15 protein-coding genes are annotated in these 16,095 nt (G+C 34.4%); 4 read left to right on the forward strand and 11 right to left on the reverse strand.

What is annotated here, in order from left to right; genetic code table 11:
* Positions 1–35 precede the first annotated feature (35 nt).
* From AC07SW_RS07070 to AC07SW_RS07090, 5 genes are all read right to left on the reverse strand, one after another.
* Complete coding sequence (locus AC07SW_RS07070) at positions 36–674, reverse strand: WxL domain-containing protein (RefSeq protein WP_494632527.1); 639 nt, start codon at positions 672–674, stop codon at positions 36–38.
* Between the two features lie 24 nt (positions 675–698).
* Entirely contained in the window at positions 699–1,349 is a 651-nt protein-coding gene (locus AC07SW_RS07075; protein ID WP_051915706.1) for a WxL domain-containing protein, read from the reverse strand.
* Between the two features lie 43 nt (positions 1,350–1,392).
* Positions 1,393–1,731, reverse strand: a complete 339-nt coding sequence (locus AC07SW_RS07080; RefSeq protein WP_034572418.1) for a hypothetical protein — start codon at positions 1,729–1,731, stop codon at positions 1,393–1,395.
* A 457-nt stretch (positions 1,732–2,188) separates the two neighbouring features.
* A complete protein-coding gene (locus AC07SW_RS07085; RefSeq protein WP_160113844.1) occupies positions 2,189–3,679 on the reverse strand; it encodes a helix-turn-helix domain-containing protein in 1,491 nt (496 codons plus the stop codon).
* A gap of 232 nt (positions 3,680–3,911) precedes the next feature.
* Complete coding sequence (locus AC07SW_RS07090) at positions 3,912–4,238, reverse strand: antibiotic biosynthesis monooxygenase (RefSeq protein ID WP_034572423.1); 327 nt, start codon at positions 4,236–4,238, stop codon at positions 3,912–3,914.
* A gap of 499 nt (positions 4,239–4,737) precedes the next feature.
* Here AC07SW_RS07090 and AC07SW_RS07095 point away from each other — a divergent pair, with 499 nt between their 5' ends.
* The 4 genes from AC07SW_RS07095 (at position 4,738) to AC07SW_RS07110 (ending at position 9,407) form a co-directional block, all read left to right on the forward strand.
* Positions 4,738–5,490 (forward strand): metal ABC transporter ATP-binding protein, encoded by a 753-nt coding sequence (locus AC07SW_RS07095; RefSeq protein WP_034572425.1) that lies wholly within the window; start codon positions 4,738–4,740, stop codon positions 5,488–5,490.
* Entirely contained in the window at positions 5,487–6,341 is an 855-nt protein-coding gene (locus AC07SW_RS07100) for a metal ABC transporter permease (protein WP_034572428.1), read from the forward strand. Before AC07SW_RS07095 ends, AC07SW_RS07100 begins: the two co-directional genes overlap by 4 nt.
* A complete protein-coding gene (efaA, locus tag AC07SW_RS07105; RefSeq protein WP_485402229.1) occupies positions 6,338–7,267 on the forward strand; it encodes an Mn/Fe ABC transporter substrate-binding lipoprotein EfaA in 930 nt (309 codons plus the stop codon). Before AC07SW_RS07100 ends, efaA begins: the two co-directional genes overlap by 4 nt.
* A gap of 220 nt (positions 7,268–7,487) precedes the next feature.
* On the forward strand, positions 7,488–9,407 hold the full coding sequence (locus AC07SW_RS07110) for an amidase family protein (RefSeq protein ID WP_051915707.1): 1,920 nt from the start codon (positions 7,488–7,490) through the stop codon (positions 9,405–9,407).
* 52 nt (positions 9,408–9,459) lie between these two features.
* Here AC07SW_RS07110 and AC07SW_RS07115 read toward each other — a convergent pair whose 3' ends face one another.
* From AC07SW_RS07115 to AC07SW_RS07140, 6 genes are all read right to left on the reverse strand, one after another.
* Complete coding sequence (locus AC07SW_RS07115; protein WP_034572433.1) at positions 9,460–9,684, reverse strand: hypothetical protein; 225 nt, start codon at positions 9,682–9,684, stop codon at positions 9,460–9,462.
* A gap of 41 nt (positions 9,685–9,725) precedes the next feature.
* Entirely contained in the window at positions 9,726–10,832 is a 1,107-nt protein-coding gene (locus AC07SW_RS07120; protein ID WP_034572435.1) for a WxLIP family cell surface protein, read from the reverse strand.
* An 84-nt stretch (positions 10,833–10,916) separates the two neighbouring features.
* On the reverse strand, positions 10,917–11,702 hold the full coding sequence (locus tag AC07SW_RS07125) for a WxL domain-containing protein (RefSeq protein WP_494632529.1): 786 nt from the start codon (positions 11,700–11,702) through the stop codon (positions 10,917–10,919).
* Positions 11,703–11,746: 44 nt separating this feature from the next.
* A complete protein-coding gene (locus tag AC07SW_RS07130) occupies positions 11,747–12,544 on the reverse strand; it encodes a WxL domain-containing protein (RefSeq protein ID WP_034572441.1) in 798 nt (265 codons plus the stop codon).
* On the reverse strand, positions 12,531–12,866 hold the full coding sequence (locus tag AC07SW_RS07135; RefSeq protein ID WP_034572443.1) for an LPXTG cell wall anchor domain-containing protein: 336 nt from the start codon (positions 12,864–12,866) through the stop codon (positions 12,531–12,533). Before AC07SW_RS07135 ends, AC07SW_RS07130 begins: the two co-directional genes overlap by 14 nt.
* A 12-nt stretch (positions 12,867–12,878) precedes the next feature.
* On the reverse strand, positions 12,879–16,013 hold the full coding sequence (locus tag AC07SW_RS07140) for a hypothetical protein (RefSeq protein ID WP_490427775.1): 3,135 nt from the start codon (positions 16,011–16,013) through the stop codon (positions 12,879–12,881).
* Positions 16,014–16,095 lie beyond the last annotated feature (82 nt).

Consider the following 16,095-nt stretch of genomic DNA (forward strand, 5'->3'; position numbering starts at 1 on the left):
TTTTTCTCCTTAATAAAGATGATTGATTTATTTTTTTATGTTGGTGCATCTTGTAAAGACCAGTTAATAATTGCGCTGTATGAATCAATATAGCTGTCTGTTGGAATAACAAGATTAACTTTCTGTCTATTTCCTTCAAATGAATTTGACCATGTCCCCATACCTGAATCCTTTTGTGCATATAATATTTTAGAAGGTGATTCATTCAAAGTTGCCCCTGCTGCAACTGCGGGGTTTAGAAGATTAGATGAATTGCTTTTGACTTTCCCAACAGGAATTGTTAACTCTGCCTTTAATTTTTTTGTACTGTCTGCATTCGAAAAATCACTAATGCTAGCTGTTAAACTCCAGCCTCCTCCTGTACCTCTAGTATCAGATACTTGCACTCCCAAAGTTTCACCATTTTCTAACAAAGCATTATTATTTGATATACCCAGCTTTATCTTCCCAAAATTAAAATTTGATACTGCATCTATAACTAATGGACCCTTATGATTTGTTTCTGGTTTAATGCCATCAATAATAGGATTAACTTCTTCACCACCTGGCTCAATCTCAACTACTGTTGTACTTTGTTGTGTATCACTATTTTCAGCAACAACTTCTACGTTTGTATACTCCATTCCTGTTAAAATTAGCGCAACACTCAATAATCCAATATTTAGTTTTTTCATTATATCCCCCTGATTATACTTTCGTTATTTTGGAACGTCTTGTAAAGACCATAAAATCTCAGCTGAATAGCTATCTGCATAGTTTCCATCTGGAACAGTTATGGTTACGTGTTCCCCTTTACCTTCAAAGTTGCTTGACCATGTTCCCATCCCTGCATCTTTACTTGCACTAAAAACAGTTTGTTCATTTGAGTTGAGTATCACAGAATTAGAAATGGCAGCATTTTCTTTAGAAACACTGGTTGTTGTAACATCACCTTCTGGTAGAAAGACTTCTGCTCCTTTTAATGTTTTTGTTTTAGTAGCGTTTTCAAAATTTGAAATTTTTGCTGTTAAATTCCAACCTGCACCAGTTCCTCGCGTATCTGTAACTTGAAGTCCAAGAGTTTTACCTGATGGAATTACCGCATTATAGGATACTGATTTACTCTCAATTTTCCCATCTGAAAACTTGAAATCTGAAATAGCATCAATTACTAGGTTCCCCGTATGATTAGTTGGTGGATCAATTGGAATTATTGGTTCTGTTGGTTTATTATCTTCGGTTCCTCCTACAAGGATAAAATCTGCATTCGTTTTAGATGTGTCAACTTCTTCTGCATATATTTTATTAGAAAAACTAAATAACATTACTGCTCCTAAACTAGTACATCCCACTTTAATTAATTTTTTCATTTATACATTCTCCAATCATTTTATTCCCAACTTAAAAAGGATGTTACGTTCTATCCTTTTTGAGTGGCTCACTTCTTTGAGTTAACCCCTTTAACATAATACTCAACAAAATAAGTACTAAACTTAATAAATTATGGTATTTATATTTTGCTTCCATCGTTGAAGGTAAGTTTAGATTTTTTTTATTTTCCGCTTTTTTTATTTGATTATGTGTCGTTTTTTCTAATATTTCTTTATTACTATTCCCGTTGTCTACTTCTACCTCAGAAAAACTAATCCCTACTTTACTTTTATTATCATCAGAAGCATACCCCGTATTTGAGAAAAATAATCCTATTAAAATACTACTCATCACTAGGGAAATATATACCACAATCTTCAAAAAACCACCCCCTTCCCGTTTTGTATTGATTAGTGGCCCTAAATAATTTTTTACATTATATTTATTTCACAAATTCAAAGTAGCATTCATTAAGATAAACAATAAAATTTAGATGCGCTTTCTATGCCTCAAAACAATTATAGCAACTCAATTAATAATTTACTTTTCCAAATATGTTCATTTCTAAACATTTAAAAGTTAATAAAAAAACAGTAATATTAACATTTTTAAATTTTTTTGTACTTAAATTGACTATTAACTATTTAAAATCCAACTGATTTTTGTTTTTTTTAACTTATTTTTGTTATGAACGTGGTTAATATTAAAATTTTCTCACTGCATTTACATCGTTAAAATGGACTATACAAATTTTAAATCAAAAAAAATATCAATTTTCAGGTGACATGAACCACCTTATAATTGATATACTTTTTAGTGCTATTTTAAATTTAATTTCTCAAGTGTTTTTTTTTAGAATAAGATTCTTTAAAAAATTGATTATTGTCATTTTTGATTTTTGCGTTGGATACACTTCCCATAATAACGTTTCAACATTAGAATCTTTTATACTATCATATATCCTATCTGTTATTATTACATCTACTATTTCATCTAAAGAAATTGTTACATTTACCATTTCATCTAAATTATTATTTTTCAGCAAATCTATAAAATCCTTAATAACTTCTCCACCATAAATAGATAATATACAAACATTAACAGGATTGTTTAAACTTTTATTTCTTATGTGCCTACTTATTAACAGTTGATATTTATTAATCAAGTACTTTTCATTCTTTACAAAACTTTCATTATAGTTCATTTTTTTCACTAATTGGTTATAAAAGTTAATGATCTCCGACTTAATTGGTTTACTCATTTCAGGAATATCTTCAGTGATACTCTCTATACCTTTATATAGTAGTATTCTTGAATGAACATGTATTAAGTTAGCATATAGAAGACTGTACTCTTTTGCATTCAGATTGACATCAAAACTTAATAGGAATTCCTTCATCCAAAGATTTGTGTATTCTACTACATTTACTTGATGGGTTTGTACATAAAACATCATTTCTGAAACTATTGAATTATCTTCCACATGATATTCAAGTCCAAAAACTGTTAGATATAGGAAAGCAACTTCTGATTCTACTTCTTCATTTGTTAATTTTGGAAACATATTTTGATAAGCTGGTATTGTATCTTTTTTTATTAGGTCAAAATGTTTACTGTCAATAAGTAAATCATTCTCTAAGATTGATTTGTCACAAATTTCATTATTTTCTATCCTATAAAAAATAATAGCAAAATAGTGTCTTAATATTTCTTTTTCAGAGAGTCCTATACTTTGTTTTCTTATTTTTTCTATATATGAGAAAAGAAAATCAAAGCTTTCTTTCTTTATTGTTTCAAAGGGCCACTTTATTCCACTGTATGAATACCAAAAAAATTCAAAATAGAATAGTCTTTTTTGAACTTCGCTTCCAACTATATTTGATTTTACATTAGCATGAAACTCTAATTCATATCTACTAAGTACCTTTTCGCTAACTAATTTCATATTTTTATACATAGTAGTATATGAAACATAATTGTTTATTGCGTATTTATTCAATTCAAAACTGTTATCAAAAAAAAGTGTTTTTAAAGCATTAAATGTTATATTTCTTTCTAAGTAGTACAGATACATTTCATGTATTGATACTAAAGAGGGAATAAATAAATCTATACTGTTACTCTGTTGATCTATTTTTAATTTTAGGTATGCTTGGCTGTTCCAATCTTTAATTTCACTAGATAATTCATTAATTAAGCTTTTGGTAGTTCTTATATTGCACTCCAAATAATTGCTAATATCATTTAAATTTGATTTACTTTGATTATTTACAATATAATACAGAATAGTTATCTTTCTTAAAGTCCTTTTGTCAAAAATATTATTCACTAAATCTACCCCTATCATGGCATCTAAATAAGCATTTAGAAAAATTAACATATAGGATTCCAAATGTCAACATAGATTACTTAATTATCAATCAGCTAGTTTATATAAATGAGTTACTATAACGAAAAATAATAGTCTCCATAATTGAATGCATCGTCAAGAAAAATGAATATAAAAATACAATGATCGCTTAACCAATCATTGTATTCCTAAATTCTATTTAACTACAGGACTATTGAGCAAATTTTTGATCGTATTCTTTAATCTCATTACTAATAATACCGATATTTTTTGGTTTTTCATGACGGGTTTCTTCTGTTCGGCCATGAGCCTTTTTAAAAGCTTCTGATTTCACCCATTCTTTTTGATCTGCTTCAGATTCCCAACGACTTAATACAACAAGTTCATCAAATTCTTCAGTTGTTCTAGTTTGTAATAGTTCTAAGCCTAAGAAGCCATTTACGCCTTCCGTACTTACTTTTCCATGTCCCATGAATTTTTCAATGACTTTATCGGTTGCAGCTTTTTCAGTTTGAATTGTATTCGTCACAATAAACATCTCGTTACCTCTTTCTAATTGAGAACTTTTCTCAATTATACAAAATGTCAGTAAAGGTGTCAATGTCCTTTGGCTACGATTTTTTTTACTGCTAAGATCTTCTATCTTACTTCTTATTTAACCAAATTTATTTCCTTATTTCATCATTATTTCTTCACAATTGCGAAGTATACTTAAAGAGTAATAAGAACACCACCCTACAAACAAACTTTTCATTTTTTCATTACTACTCCTCCAAAGTATAATGAAAGCTATCCTTAAAATTAGTTCTTTGAACTGATTTTAATTCGTATCATGAGGATAGGATATAACAACCTACACCCATGATACGCCCTTTTTCCACCTGATTCTCCATCAGGTGGTTTTTTTTCGACTTTTTTATTTTTAGCCTAACCTAAACATTTTGTTAACTTAACTTTAAAAATATATTGATATTAAAATTAATGTTTGTTAGACTTGTTTTAGGTAAGCCTAAAAATTAAAAAGGAGTGTATTCATTATGGCATCCTCTAGTAGTATCAAGATTCAACAATTAACCGTGCGTTATCAAGGAAACACCGCACTTCAAAATATTGCGTTACACATAAATTCAGGAAAGATTACAGGCATCATTGGGCCGAATGGTGCAGGGAAATCAACTTTGATTAAAGGCATGATGGGCTTAATCCAAACAGATCAGCGCTGTGTTTTAGTAGGTGAGCGTTCAATTGATACTAAAAAAAAGGAGATCGCCTACGTTGAACAACGCAATGCCTTAGACTTAACTTTTCCCATCAATGTGGAAGAAACGGTACTGCTTGGAACTTATCCTAAACTGGGATTATTTAAGAAACCCACTGCAAAGGAGAGAGAAAAAGCGCGACTTGCGTTGGAAAAGGTTCAATTAACCGAGTTTAGTAAACGCCAAATTGGCGAGCTTTCCGGTGGGCAATTGCAACGAGTATTTATTGCACGGGTTTTAGCACAAGATGCGGATATTATCTTTTTAGATGAGCCCTTTGTCGGTATTGATATGTTAAGCGAAAAAGTCGTTGTGGGTATTTTAAAGGAATTAAAACAACAAGGAAAAACGATAATTATTGTTCACCATGATCTTCACAAAGTACTGGATTACTTTGATGACGTGATTCTTCTAAAAAAAGAATTGATTGCTTTTGGAGATGTAACGAATACGTTTACGAATAAAAACATTCAAAAGGCGTATGGAGAAAGCATGGGAGATATTCAAATTAAGGGGGTTAAGGACGAATGATTGAAAATTTTATTAACGGACTGGTTCACTACCAATTTTTACAAAATGCTTTGATTACTTCGATTATGGTTGGAATTGTATCTGGCGTGATTGGCTCGTTTATTGTTTTACGAGGAATGTCCTTGATGGGAGATGCAATTTCTCATGCTGTTCTTCCTGGCGTGGCAATGTCTTATATGTTAGGAATCAATTATATTATTGGGGCTTCCTTGTTTGGAATTCTGGCAGCTATTTTAATTGGTTTTATTACTCAAAAAAGTCAATTAAAGAATGATACCGCAATTGGTGTGGTCTTTAGTTCCTTCTTTGCTTTAGGAATTATCTTGATTTCATTTGCTAAAAGTTCCACTGATTTATATCATATTTTATTTGGAAATGTATTGGCTGTTCGAGATTCTGATATTCTGATTACTTTGATTGTCGGCATTGTGGTGTTACTGTTTGTCTTTCTTTTCTATAAGGAGCTTGTAGTCTCATCTTTTGATCCAACGATGGCTAAGGCTTACGGTTTAAAAACAACCTTGCTTCATTATGCATTGATGTTTCTACTAACGTTAGTTGCTGTCTCTGCGTTGCAAACGGTTGGTACAATTCTAGTCATTGCAATGTTGATTACTCCTGCTGCTACAGCTTATCAATTAACCAATCACTTACCTACGATGATTGTTCTTTCCACCATTTTTGGTGTCTTAAGTTCGATTATTGGATTGTTCTTCAGTTATTCATATAATCTAGCTTCTGGTGCAACGATTGTTTTAACTGCAGCATTATTTTTTATACTTGCTTTTCTATTTTCACCAAAAAAAGGGTTGTTTTTTATCAATAAAAAAAAGGAGGAACAAGAACTATGAAAAGAATAGGATTAATCGTCTCTGCGTTGCTACTCGTTGTTGTTTTAGGAGCCTGTGGGAATGCTAAAACGTCACAAAATAAGACTGATAAACTGAAGGTAGTAGCTACAAATTCAATTATTGCCGATATGACTAAAAATGTTGGAGGTAATTTAATTGAGCTTCATAGTATCGTGCCAGTTGGAACAGACCCTCATGAATACGAGCCCCTTCCAGTTGACGTCGCTAAAGCTTCTGAGGCTGACATTATTTTCTACAACGGATTAAATTTGGAGACAGGTGGGAATGGTTGGTTTACTAAATTAATGGAAACTGCTCACCGTAAAGAAAATACAGATTATTTCGTTGTTAGCAAAGGTGTTGAACCACTCTTTTTAACAAGTGCTGGACAAGAAAGCGAACAAGACCCTCACGCTTGGCTGGATATCCAAAATGGGATTCATTATGTTCAAACAATTACCAATACTTTAGAAAAAAAGGATCCAAAAAACAAAGCAACTTATCAAGAAAATGCTAAAACCTATATTGAAAAATTAACGAAGTTAGATTCGGAAGCAAAAGAAAAATTCAAAGACATTCCAGAAAGTAAAAAGCTATTGGTTACTAGTGAAGGAGCTTTTAAATATTTTTCTAAAGCATATGGCTTAAAAGCTGCTTATATTTGGGAAATTAATACGGAAAGCCAAGGCACCCCAGATCAAATGAAACAAATTATTGATACAATTAATAGCTCTGAGGTTCCTTCACTATTTGTTGAAACAAGTGTTGATCCTCGTAGTATGGAACGCGTATCAAAAGAAACGGGTTTACCAATTGCTAGTAATATTTTCACAGATTCTATTGCTAAAAAAGGACAAGCTGGTGATAGCTATTACGCGATGATTAAATGGAATTTAGATCATATTCATGAGGGGTTAACTAAATAAAATTAAACCTAAGCAAAAGAGTAGTCGAGGCTACTCTTTTTTTCGTTACAATAGACACTCTTATACAATATTGTCTTTTATTCTTCTTAAAAAGCCTAATTTCCAACTAAATACTTCTTTTAATTTATGATTTCATGTCGTTTGGCCCTCACCTTTTGAGGAATATGATAAAGTGGATACGCTTCAAAAGAAAATTTCATTCATTAAGGAGAGCAAACAAGTGAACACTAAATTTTTCAAAAAAACCATTCAATTAGTAGGTATATCTGTTGGTATTTTTATAGGAGCATGGCTGCCATTTGATAGTAGTAGTGCCGCAACAGCTCCAGAACAAACGACCTTTTTATTAGAGCAATCTTCAGAAAACTCCCCTTTTCTACCTTCTAGTGACTCAACACTCCAACAGCTTTATACCCATAGCTCTGCACTAGAATTGGCAAATATGGTTCGTACAAAACAAGTGAGTAGCGCTGAACTAGTGGCTGTTGCACTTCAACAGGTAAGACAAGAGAATCCACAATTGAATGCAGTCATCACGCTTCGAGAAACAGCGGCCTTAAAAGAGGCAAATGAATTGGAGGATCATGGACAACCTTTTCTTGGTGTTCCTTTACTTTTAAAAGGCTTAGGCCAAACTTTAAAAGGGGAATCCAATACAAATGGACTGATTTTTTCAAAAGATCAGCTTGCAGGTGGAACAAGTAGCTTTGTGAAAGGGTTGCAAGAAGCTGGCTTTATTCTTATTGGACAAACTAATTTCCCAGAATTGGGCTATAAGAATATCACCGACTCGCCTCTATATGGTCCAACACATAATCCTTGGAATCATGCTTATCAAGCAGGGGGCTCATCAGGTGGAGCTGGAGCAAGTGTCGCTGCTGGTATGGTTCCAATTGCTTCTGGAAGTGACGCTGGTGGCTCCATTAGAATTCCTGCTTCATGGACTGGAACAATTGGATTAAAGCCCTCACGTGGCGTCCTAATAGGCAATAGTGCGGCAGAACGTGGACAAGCGGTTCATTTCGCCTTAACTAAAACAATGCAAGATACTGAAACTCTCTTTCATGCCCTAAAAATTCCAGAGAGACTACAAACTGATCCTACGCCTTTAAAAAATCTAAAAATTGGCTATTCGACAAAATCACCTGTGGGAACACCCGTCAGTTCGGAGGCCATTCAAGCTGTTGAAAACGCGGTAACGTTTCTAAGAACACAAGGATTTGAAGTTGAAGAAGTGAACAATCCCATTGACGGCGTCGCATTAATGAAAAATTATTATACAATTGCTTCCAGTTCAGCGAGTATTGCCAATTTTTTAGCAAATCAAAAATTAAAAAGAAATTTAATAATAGAAGATGTCGATTTATTGACTTGGGCTCTTTACCAAACAGGAACAACGATTACTAAAGAACAAGTCAATGCTGCTTGGGAAGAAAATGGCCGGATGGCTGCTCTAATGGGCGAATTCCATCAAACTTATCCGCTTTTTTTAACTCCTACCACGGCATGGCCTGCTCCAAAAGTGGGCGATTCTCTGCTAACAGCTGAGCATGTGGAAAAAATGAATCATATTACTGACCTTTCTGCCGAAGAACGTCAACAATTAATTTATGATCAATGGTTACCAGCCTTAACTTTATCGCCGTTTACGCAACAAATGAATTTAACGGGTGAAGCAGCAATTAGTCTTCCTACTCATTTAACTGCTGAAGGCTTGCCATTAGGTATTCAATTTAATGCTGCCAAAGGACAAGACGAACGTTTAATTCAAATGGGGAAATTATTTGAAGAAGAGGGGCAATTTAAACAAACTGTTTCACCAGATAATTCTAAAGAAGATCATGAGGAATCCCAAACAACGACGACGACGCCTGCAATAGAGTTACCTGTTGACCCACCTGTAGAAGAGGTGCCTGCTGCTAATTTAGCTCCTATTGCACCCCTTGAAGCATTACCCGCTGGATCAAATCCAGAATCAACTGAACGAGTAAGCATCAAAACAAAAGACACTCCTCTTTCTACTGAAACGCGACTGCCTAAGACCCATGAAAAAGAGTTTCTATTTGATCCTATCCTACTTGGTTTGCTCTTTATTTTCAGTAGTTTATATTGTTTAAAAAAAGAACCAGAACTGAATTAACCTTTCAGTTTTGGTTCTTTTAGTTTAGTTGAAAAATTGTTCCATGTGTAACTTATCGTTCTTTTATTAAGAGGCCTTCATCCCATAAATCTACGTTTAACAAGGTTACTTCAGGGCCAAAGGTCTGTTTGATGAAGTCTTTCATTTCAGAAAAATCCAATTCTTTTTTAAGCACAATTGTTCGATTCGTAAACCATTTCTTCCGATAAGAACTAGCCGGAATTTCTAAGCTTATTGCATAAACAAAGCAATCGTCCCAATTTTTTTCGATTCTCATGGTTTTATCCTCCTCTTTAATCTATTATGCAAAATAACGTTTTAATTGTTGTCTTCTTCTAAGTTCACTTTTTTAGCGCGTTTTTTTCGGTTGGCTTTTCTTCTTTTTTGCGCTTCTTTCTTTTCCTTTTCTTTCTTTTTCTTTCGAATAATAAACCAAATTAATAGCAACGCTAGTAAAATTAGTAAAATGCCAACTAAAATGTAAATCCAAGTGTAATCTTTTTTAACAGTGACATCTTTTTCGTTGAAGGCTTTCGCAACATCTGCTTTGATTGTAAAGTCTTTTTTAAACTTCCATGTTTCTCCCATTGATTTTGCAGTCATTGATAGGGTATAGTCTCCTGCTTTGAGCTTTTCACCATTCAACGAAACTGGATAGGCAAATGATGTATTTGGAGCCATTTGCATTTCTTCTTTTTTAGAAGAATACAGAACATCGCTTTCTCCTTTTTTAGTAATTTTGGTATCTACTGACAGTTGGTTCATATATTTAGCTTGTGTATTTTGTAAGGTTGCATTGATAACGTTACGGGCATTGACTTGGTTAGGCTCAACCTTGTTTAATTTTAATTCTGAGTCAATTTTAACGTCTGTTTCTTGTAATACGACGGCTACTACATAGGCATATTTATTTTCAATCGCTAAGCCTTGTTGTGTTTTTTCTTTTTTAGTTTCTGCTGTGTCTTCTTTTTCTTTTAGAGTAATGCCGCCTGCTAGAATTCCATCAAATCCGTCTTTTGGCATTTCAACCATTAATTCTAAATCCGTAGAGCCATTTGCAGGAATTTTTACTTCGTTTACTGCCGGTTTGACAATTTCTTCTATATTGTACTTGCTTGTTTTATCTAATTTTGTATTGGATTCGCCATATTCGACTACTCCGTTGATATTGGTTGTTGCTGCATGTACACTAGGTAATACTGTCACTTCATTGTCTGTGTCATTACGCATGTGAACTTTTAATGTTTGTTTTTCTGATGGCTTCATTGTTAAATCAAAGTAACTATGAGACGTGTCTTTTTGATTTTCTGGAATAACAGGCTCCACGCTAAATTTTAATTGCGAGGCATTTGCTTGTGGGATTATACTTACTAAACTTAGAAGAAAGATTAACCCAATCACTAATTTTTTTTTGACGTTCAACATATTTTTCTTCCTCCTACTATAAATGAAAAAATAGGCATAGGAATACACCAGATAGATGTATTCCTATACATAAAAACTTTTTTATTATTCTTTTGAGTTAGCTGGTGTATCTGTTAATGTCCAAGTTAATGTTGTTTTATATGTGTCTGCATCTTTAACACTTGATCCTGGAACGCTTAATTCAATACTTTCAGCCATACTTGCAGCATCTCCGGCACGGTATACCCAAGTACCAAAACCTTCACCTGCAGCTGCTGACATAATGTTTTCAGCTACACCTGTACCATCGTTTTTCAATGAGAACGAAGTTTTGACAACGCTAGGTGCTTTTGAATTTGAAACAGAGGCAATTTGACCATTTTTAAAGGTTACTTCTGCTCCGACTAACTCTTTGCCTTCTTTAGCTGATTTGAATTGACCATTTTGTTTAACACTTAATGACCAGCCTTTTTCACCACCACGTTTATCTGTTACTTGAGCGTAGTTTGGAACTGGATTTTTTAAATCTGCTTTGCCATCCTCACCTCTTAGGTATTGAGGTTTTGCAAAATACGTTTGGTTTTTAGTTGAAATTAATTGCTCACCGAAGTCTAGGCTTGATGCATAGTCTAAACTTAATGGTCCGTTTGTACCTGGATCAACTGGTTTTTCTGGATCCGTTGGATCAACCGGGTCAACTGGTTTTTCTGGATCAGGATCTGTTGGGTCTGTTGGATCTGTTGGTGATTCGTCTTCAACAAATTTTACTTGTGCATTTGTGTCACGATTTGCTGGAATAGGGCCTGGTGCTGCTGAAACATGACCAACTCCACTTAATAATAATGTACTGAATAAGACAGTTCCTACGGTTGCTAATTTTAATGATTTCATTTTTTCATTTCTCCTCTAATTTGTTTTTTTTAGTTTAGTTAATTTTATTCATTTCCTGGAACATCTGTTAATGTCCAAGTTAATTTTGTATCGTATTTTACTGCATCTTTAGCTGTTGTTCCTGGCACGTCTAATGTGATGGCTTTGTTTTTCTTAACTGTTTTTCCTTCGACTTCCATATCTTCAAGCGTACCGAAGCGATCTACCCAAGTACCAGCACCGGCACCTTTAACAGCTGTCATTACTTTAGTAGAAGTATTTGGCGTTAATGCCATATCAAATGTTTTTGGTGCGATTACATTTTCGATATTTGAAGCTGATACACCTTCTGTAAAGGTAATTTGTGAACCTGTTAATTCTTTGTTTAATGTTTTATCGTTTTTAAATTGTCCTTCTTGTTTAACACTTAGTGACCAACCGCCATTATTTCCGCGTTTGTCTGTAATTTGTACGTAGTTTGGTCTTGCTGTTGCTGGATCAAAATCTGACATATCTTCATTCCATAAATATTGTGGATTTGCATAGTACGTTTCGTCTTTATTGGTAATTTTATTTTTACCAAAATCGATACTTGATGCGAAATCAATACTTAGCGGTCCATCTGTTCCTGGATTTGGCTTGTGATCTGGTGTTGTTGGATCCCATGGATTTACTGGCTTGTTTGGATCTGGATCAACTGGATCGACTGGGTCCGTTGGGTCTTCATCTGGTACGAATTCAACAATCCCTCCACTTTGATACGTTCTTACGTAATCGTCTTCTGCTGCAAAAGCCTGCACTCCAGTTGCTGCAATACTTGCTAATACCATTGCTGCTGTAGTTCCATATTTAATTAATTTCATTATAAATTTCCTCCTGTTTTTTGTTTTTATTTATTAAGATTAATAAGACTGCACTTGAGAAACTAAACAGCCCTATTAAGTTTAAATAACTTGTATTTGTTGTACCTGTTTGTGGCAAGCGACCTTGATTTGTTGGTGGTACGCTCGGTTTTCCTGCTGGAGGAATTTGATTAGGAATTTCTGGCTCTGGATATTCATATGTCCCATAAAAACCGATTCCACTATTTGATTCATAGCTTTGTTTTTCAGCTGCTTCTACAATTGTCCAAGATGTTGAGAGACAACCTAAAAGTAACAAAACCAAGACGATTCTTTTTTTCATTTTGTCTCCCCCTTATTCATTTCCTGGAACAGATTGCAGTGTCCATTGGATGGCACCTGTATATTTTTCACTATAAGGTTGACCCGCCTTCACTTTTAAAACAGGCCCTTCTTGAATATCTTGCCAATCATTTGAAATTTCGACAGGTTGATTGTCTAGTGTTTTTTGATCTCTAATTGGAATCGAATCTCCTATTGTAAAGGCAAGTTCTTTTCCTTGATTGTAATAATGTAAACTGTTCATTAATTGATGCCCAGACTCACCAGTCAACTCTTTTAGAAGAGTCGCTCTCATTGACCATTGATTTCCTTTGCCACGGCTATCTTGAACAATCAATCCTTCGTCTTTATTTTGGATTGGGTAAGATTTGTCTTTAGTTGAAATTTTTAAATTATCTCCGAAATTTAGTTCATTTGGTGCAGAAACAAATTCTAGTACTCCTTTGATGATTGTTTGCACGGTATTCGATGTCACTCCAACTGCTTTAAAACCATCGGAAAAGTTCATATTGGCTACTGCTGAATTTTTAAAAAGTGTTCCATCAGATACTTTTTCAGCATCTACCGTCACATCAAACTCGACAACAATCGTTTCGTTAGCAGCTATTGTACCGGAACTATCATTTAAGGAAAGCGTATTTCCTGTTATCGTTGGAGTCGCTAAAGGCTTACCTGACTCTGTATGAGCTACTAAGTTGCTACTATTTTTTGTATAACTTGTTATTTCAGTAATGTCTGAATTGATTGAAATGGTACTGTATTTAACGTCCGCTTTTTTATATGGTGTGCGATAAATTATTTTGTAATGAAGAACATCATTGACTTGCGCATAATCAGCAACAGAGCCATCTTGATGTGTGACACTTTCTTCTAGTACACCGTAATCTTCAATCAACGTGCTCACTTCATTTGAAACACTTAACGGAATTTCGACACCATTGCTGTATTTCCCTTCAACGGCAGTCTTTGCTTTCACAAGGGTACCTGTTGGGACACCTTTTTTAACTGTTCCGTTGTATTCTAGATAAACAGCCTGTTTTCTACTTACTGGCTTAGTTAGTGAAGCCGTAATTTGCTTCGTGCTTGCATCATATGACCCTGTTCCAACCACTTGACCCGACTCATCTTTTAAGGTGATATTCGTAATAGCTTCAAGCTGTGAATCAACGGTTGTGGTAAAGGTTAATGAAGCATAGTTGTTTGTTTCAGTTTCAGATTGATAGGAACTCAAGGCGGTTCCTCGATACTTCAATTGCTCCCCTGGTGTGGCAATATCTGCTACGGAACCATCAAGGTGAAATACCTCTTCTTTGACTTCAAGTCGCTCATCTTTTAATTTTGCAAATGCTTCATTACTTTTCACGATTTTATCTGAGGCATCTGAATTGGTTACAATGATTTGACTGGTATTCGGCAACAACCGGTGGCCTTTTTCATAAGGGTATTTTGACAAATCTGCCCCTTCTCTAACGGTTGCTTTCACTTCTAATGCGTACATTTTATTGTAAAAATCAGCTTTCTTTAAGGAGGTTTCTTTAGCTTCAGCCCGAATCTTGTTTCCTTGCTTGGAAAGGGTAAACAGACTATTTACATTTTGTCCTGTTAACGTATCTACGATATCAAAGGATTGAATATTCAACTCATCGATTACAGGATCTTCAATAATTAATTGTGGTTCAAAATTCTTTATTTGTCTGTAAGGTACGCTGACATAAGTTGTATAATTGATTTGTTTCGTTGCTTGATTTTCTACTGTTCCAATTTTAGAAGGATCAGGAAAGGCAATTGGAACCAAACTTTTTACATCATATCCATTCCAACTTTTTGAGGAATAGTAATCGAAAGTTAATTCATCGGTTTCTCCATAGGCAACACTAACCCAGCGTGTTTCATCTGTTTCGCTAACATTGCTATTACGTGGAGATTCAACTGTTAGTTTGTCACTCTTACGTTCGCCTAAAACATCTGAATCTTCTCTTACATAGACTTCTTGAATGCTGTCTGAATACATAATTGCAGATTCATCATAATCGATATCGGTTAAATTCCATACCCCTTTTACTTTGATCTTCTCTCCTGTTTCAGAATCATAAAATTCAACTCTGATTGTCGCAGGATTGTATTTTGAACCACCACCAACACGTGCTGATAGCATATTTTTGGTTCCACCTGGAGTTGGTGTCGCTGTTCCAAATGAAGAACCGCCACTTGCTGTGTTCACAATGATCTCTTTAACATCAATCACTCGCCCTTTATAGATCCCTGTTTTTGTATAATAAATGTAGGTATCTTCGCCTGACTGTGCTCTTGTGATACGTTGCTCTGCATTTGGTTTCCCTTTATTAACACCATGAATAAAGTAGTTAACCGTACTTTCTTTAAATCGTGTTAATACCAGTCCGTATTCTCCTGAAATCATTTGAGGTGGATTTGTTTTTGGAATTTTGATAACGTCTGGTTCATCTACTAAGAGGGAACCTTTTGGTAATAAATTCAATCTAGGTTGAATGGCACTTAGTTGATTAGACATTTCAGCATTGTCTAATTCTGTATTTGCAATCGGATTTTCTGTAGCTGGTGGTGCAGGTTTTTCAGTCATTTCTGGTTGTTCTGTTGGAACTTCTGGAACAGTCGGTTCCGCTTCGTTGTTCTCTTTTGGTTCATTTAGCGTTTCTATCGACGGATGCGCTTTGACTGTGATAGGAAATTGTTTTTCTGCCCCCGCTTCATCTGCTACTGTTACCTTGAACTCTCCTGTTTTTGTAAGATTCCCTTCTATGTTTAACTTAATTGGGGAACTTGTCTCACTTGCCAATGTAATTTTTTGTCTTGATCCTACTGGTTCAATTTTTTCAATTACACCTTGATTGGCTTGGAGAATTTGATCTATATCTAATTCAAATTCTGTTGGTACTTCTAAATAAATGAGTGGATTGCTTAACGGATCGTCAATCGTTATGTCAAATTGAAACTCTTCATTCTCATAAAACTCTTGTTGGCTTGAGGCAATTGTTAAATTTAACTCCTCAGCTTTAATTCCAGATTCTTTAACCTTAGTTACATAGTGAATTCCGGATAAAATCAATCCTGAAACAAATAATGCAACAATCCACATGCTTAGTTGCTTTTTGCTCATCCTAACTTGCATTCTTTCACCCCTTAAATGAGTATCGTAAACAAATGTTTACGACACGCTATGAAAAAGACCGCTATAAACGGATGAAAGTCAG

It is taken from the genome of Carnobacterium sp. GW821-FHT04C06 (genome assembly GCF_059420345.1).

What these genes read in the sequence shown, in the direction of transcription:
- AC07SW_RS07070 (WP_494632527.1), bottom strand. Translation starts at nt 674, where the DNA reads ATGAAAAAACTAAATATTGGATTATTGAGTGTTGCGCTAATTTTAACA.
- AC07SW_RS07075 (WP_051915706.1), bottom strand. Translation starts at nt 1,349, where the DNA reads ATGAAAAAATTAATTAAAGTGGGATGTACTAGTTTAGGAGCAGTAATG.
- AC07SW_RS07090 (WP_034572423.1), bottom strand. Translation starts at nt 4,238, where the DNA reads ATGTTTATTGTGACGAATACAATTCAAACTGAAAAAGCTGCAACCGAT.
- AC07SW_RS07095 (WP_034572425.1), top strand. Translation starts at nt 4,738, where the DNA reads ATGGCATCCTCTAGTAGTATCAAGATTCAACAATTAACCGTGCGTTAT.
- AC07SW_RS07100 (WP_034572428.1), top strand. Translation starts at nt 5,487, where the DNA reads ATGATTGAAAATTTTATTAACGGACTGGTTCACTACCAATTTTTACAA.
- efaA (WP_485402229.1), top strand. Translation starts at nt 6,338, where the DNA reads ATGAAAAGAATAGGATTAATCGTCTCTGCGTTGCTACTCGTTGTTGTT.
- AC07SW_RS07115 (WP_034572433.1), bottom strand. Translation starts at nt 9,684, where the DNA reads ATGAGAATCGAAAAAAATTGGGACGATTGCTTTGTTTATGCAATAAGC.
- AC07SW_RS07120 (WP_034572435.1), bottom strand. Translation starts at nt 10,832, where the DNA reads ATGTTGAACGTCAAAAAAAAATTAGTGATTGGGTTAATCTTTCTTCTA.
- AC07SW_RS07125 (WP_494632529.1), bottom strand. Translation starts at nt 11,702, where the DNA reads ATGAAATCATTAAAATTAGCAACCGTAGGAACTGTCTTATTCAGTACA.
- AC07SW_RS07130 (WP_034572441.1), bottom strand. Translation starts at nt 12,544, where the DNA reads ATGAAATTAATTAAATATGGAACTACAGCAGCAATGGTATTAGCAAGT.
- AC07SW_RS07135 (WP_034572443.1), bottom strand. Translation starts at nt 12,866, where the DNA reads ATGAAAAAAAGAATCGTCTTGGTTTTGTTACTTTTAGGTTGTCTCTCA.
- AC07SW_RS07140 (WP_490427775.1), bottom strand. Translation starts at nt 16,013, where the DNA reads ATGCAAGTTAGGATGAGCAAAAAGCAACTAAGCATGTGGATTGTTGCA.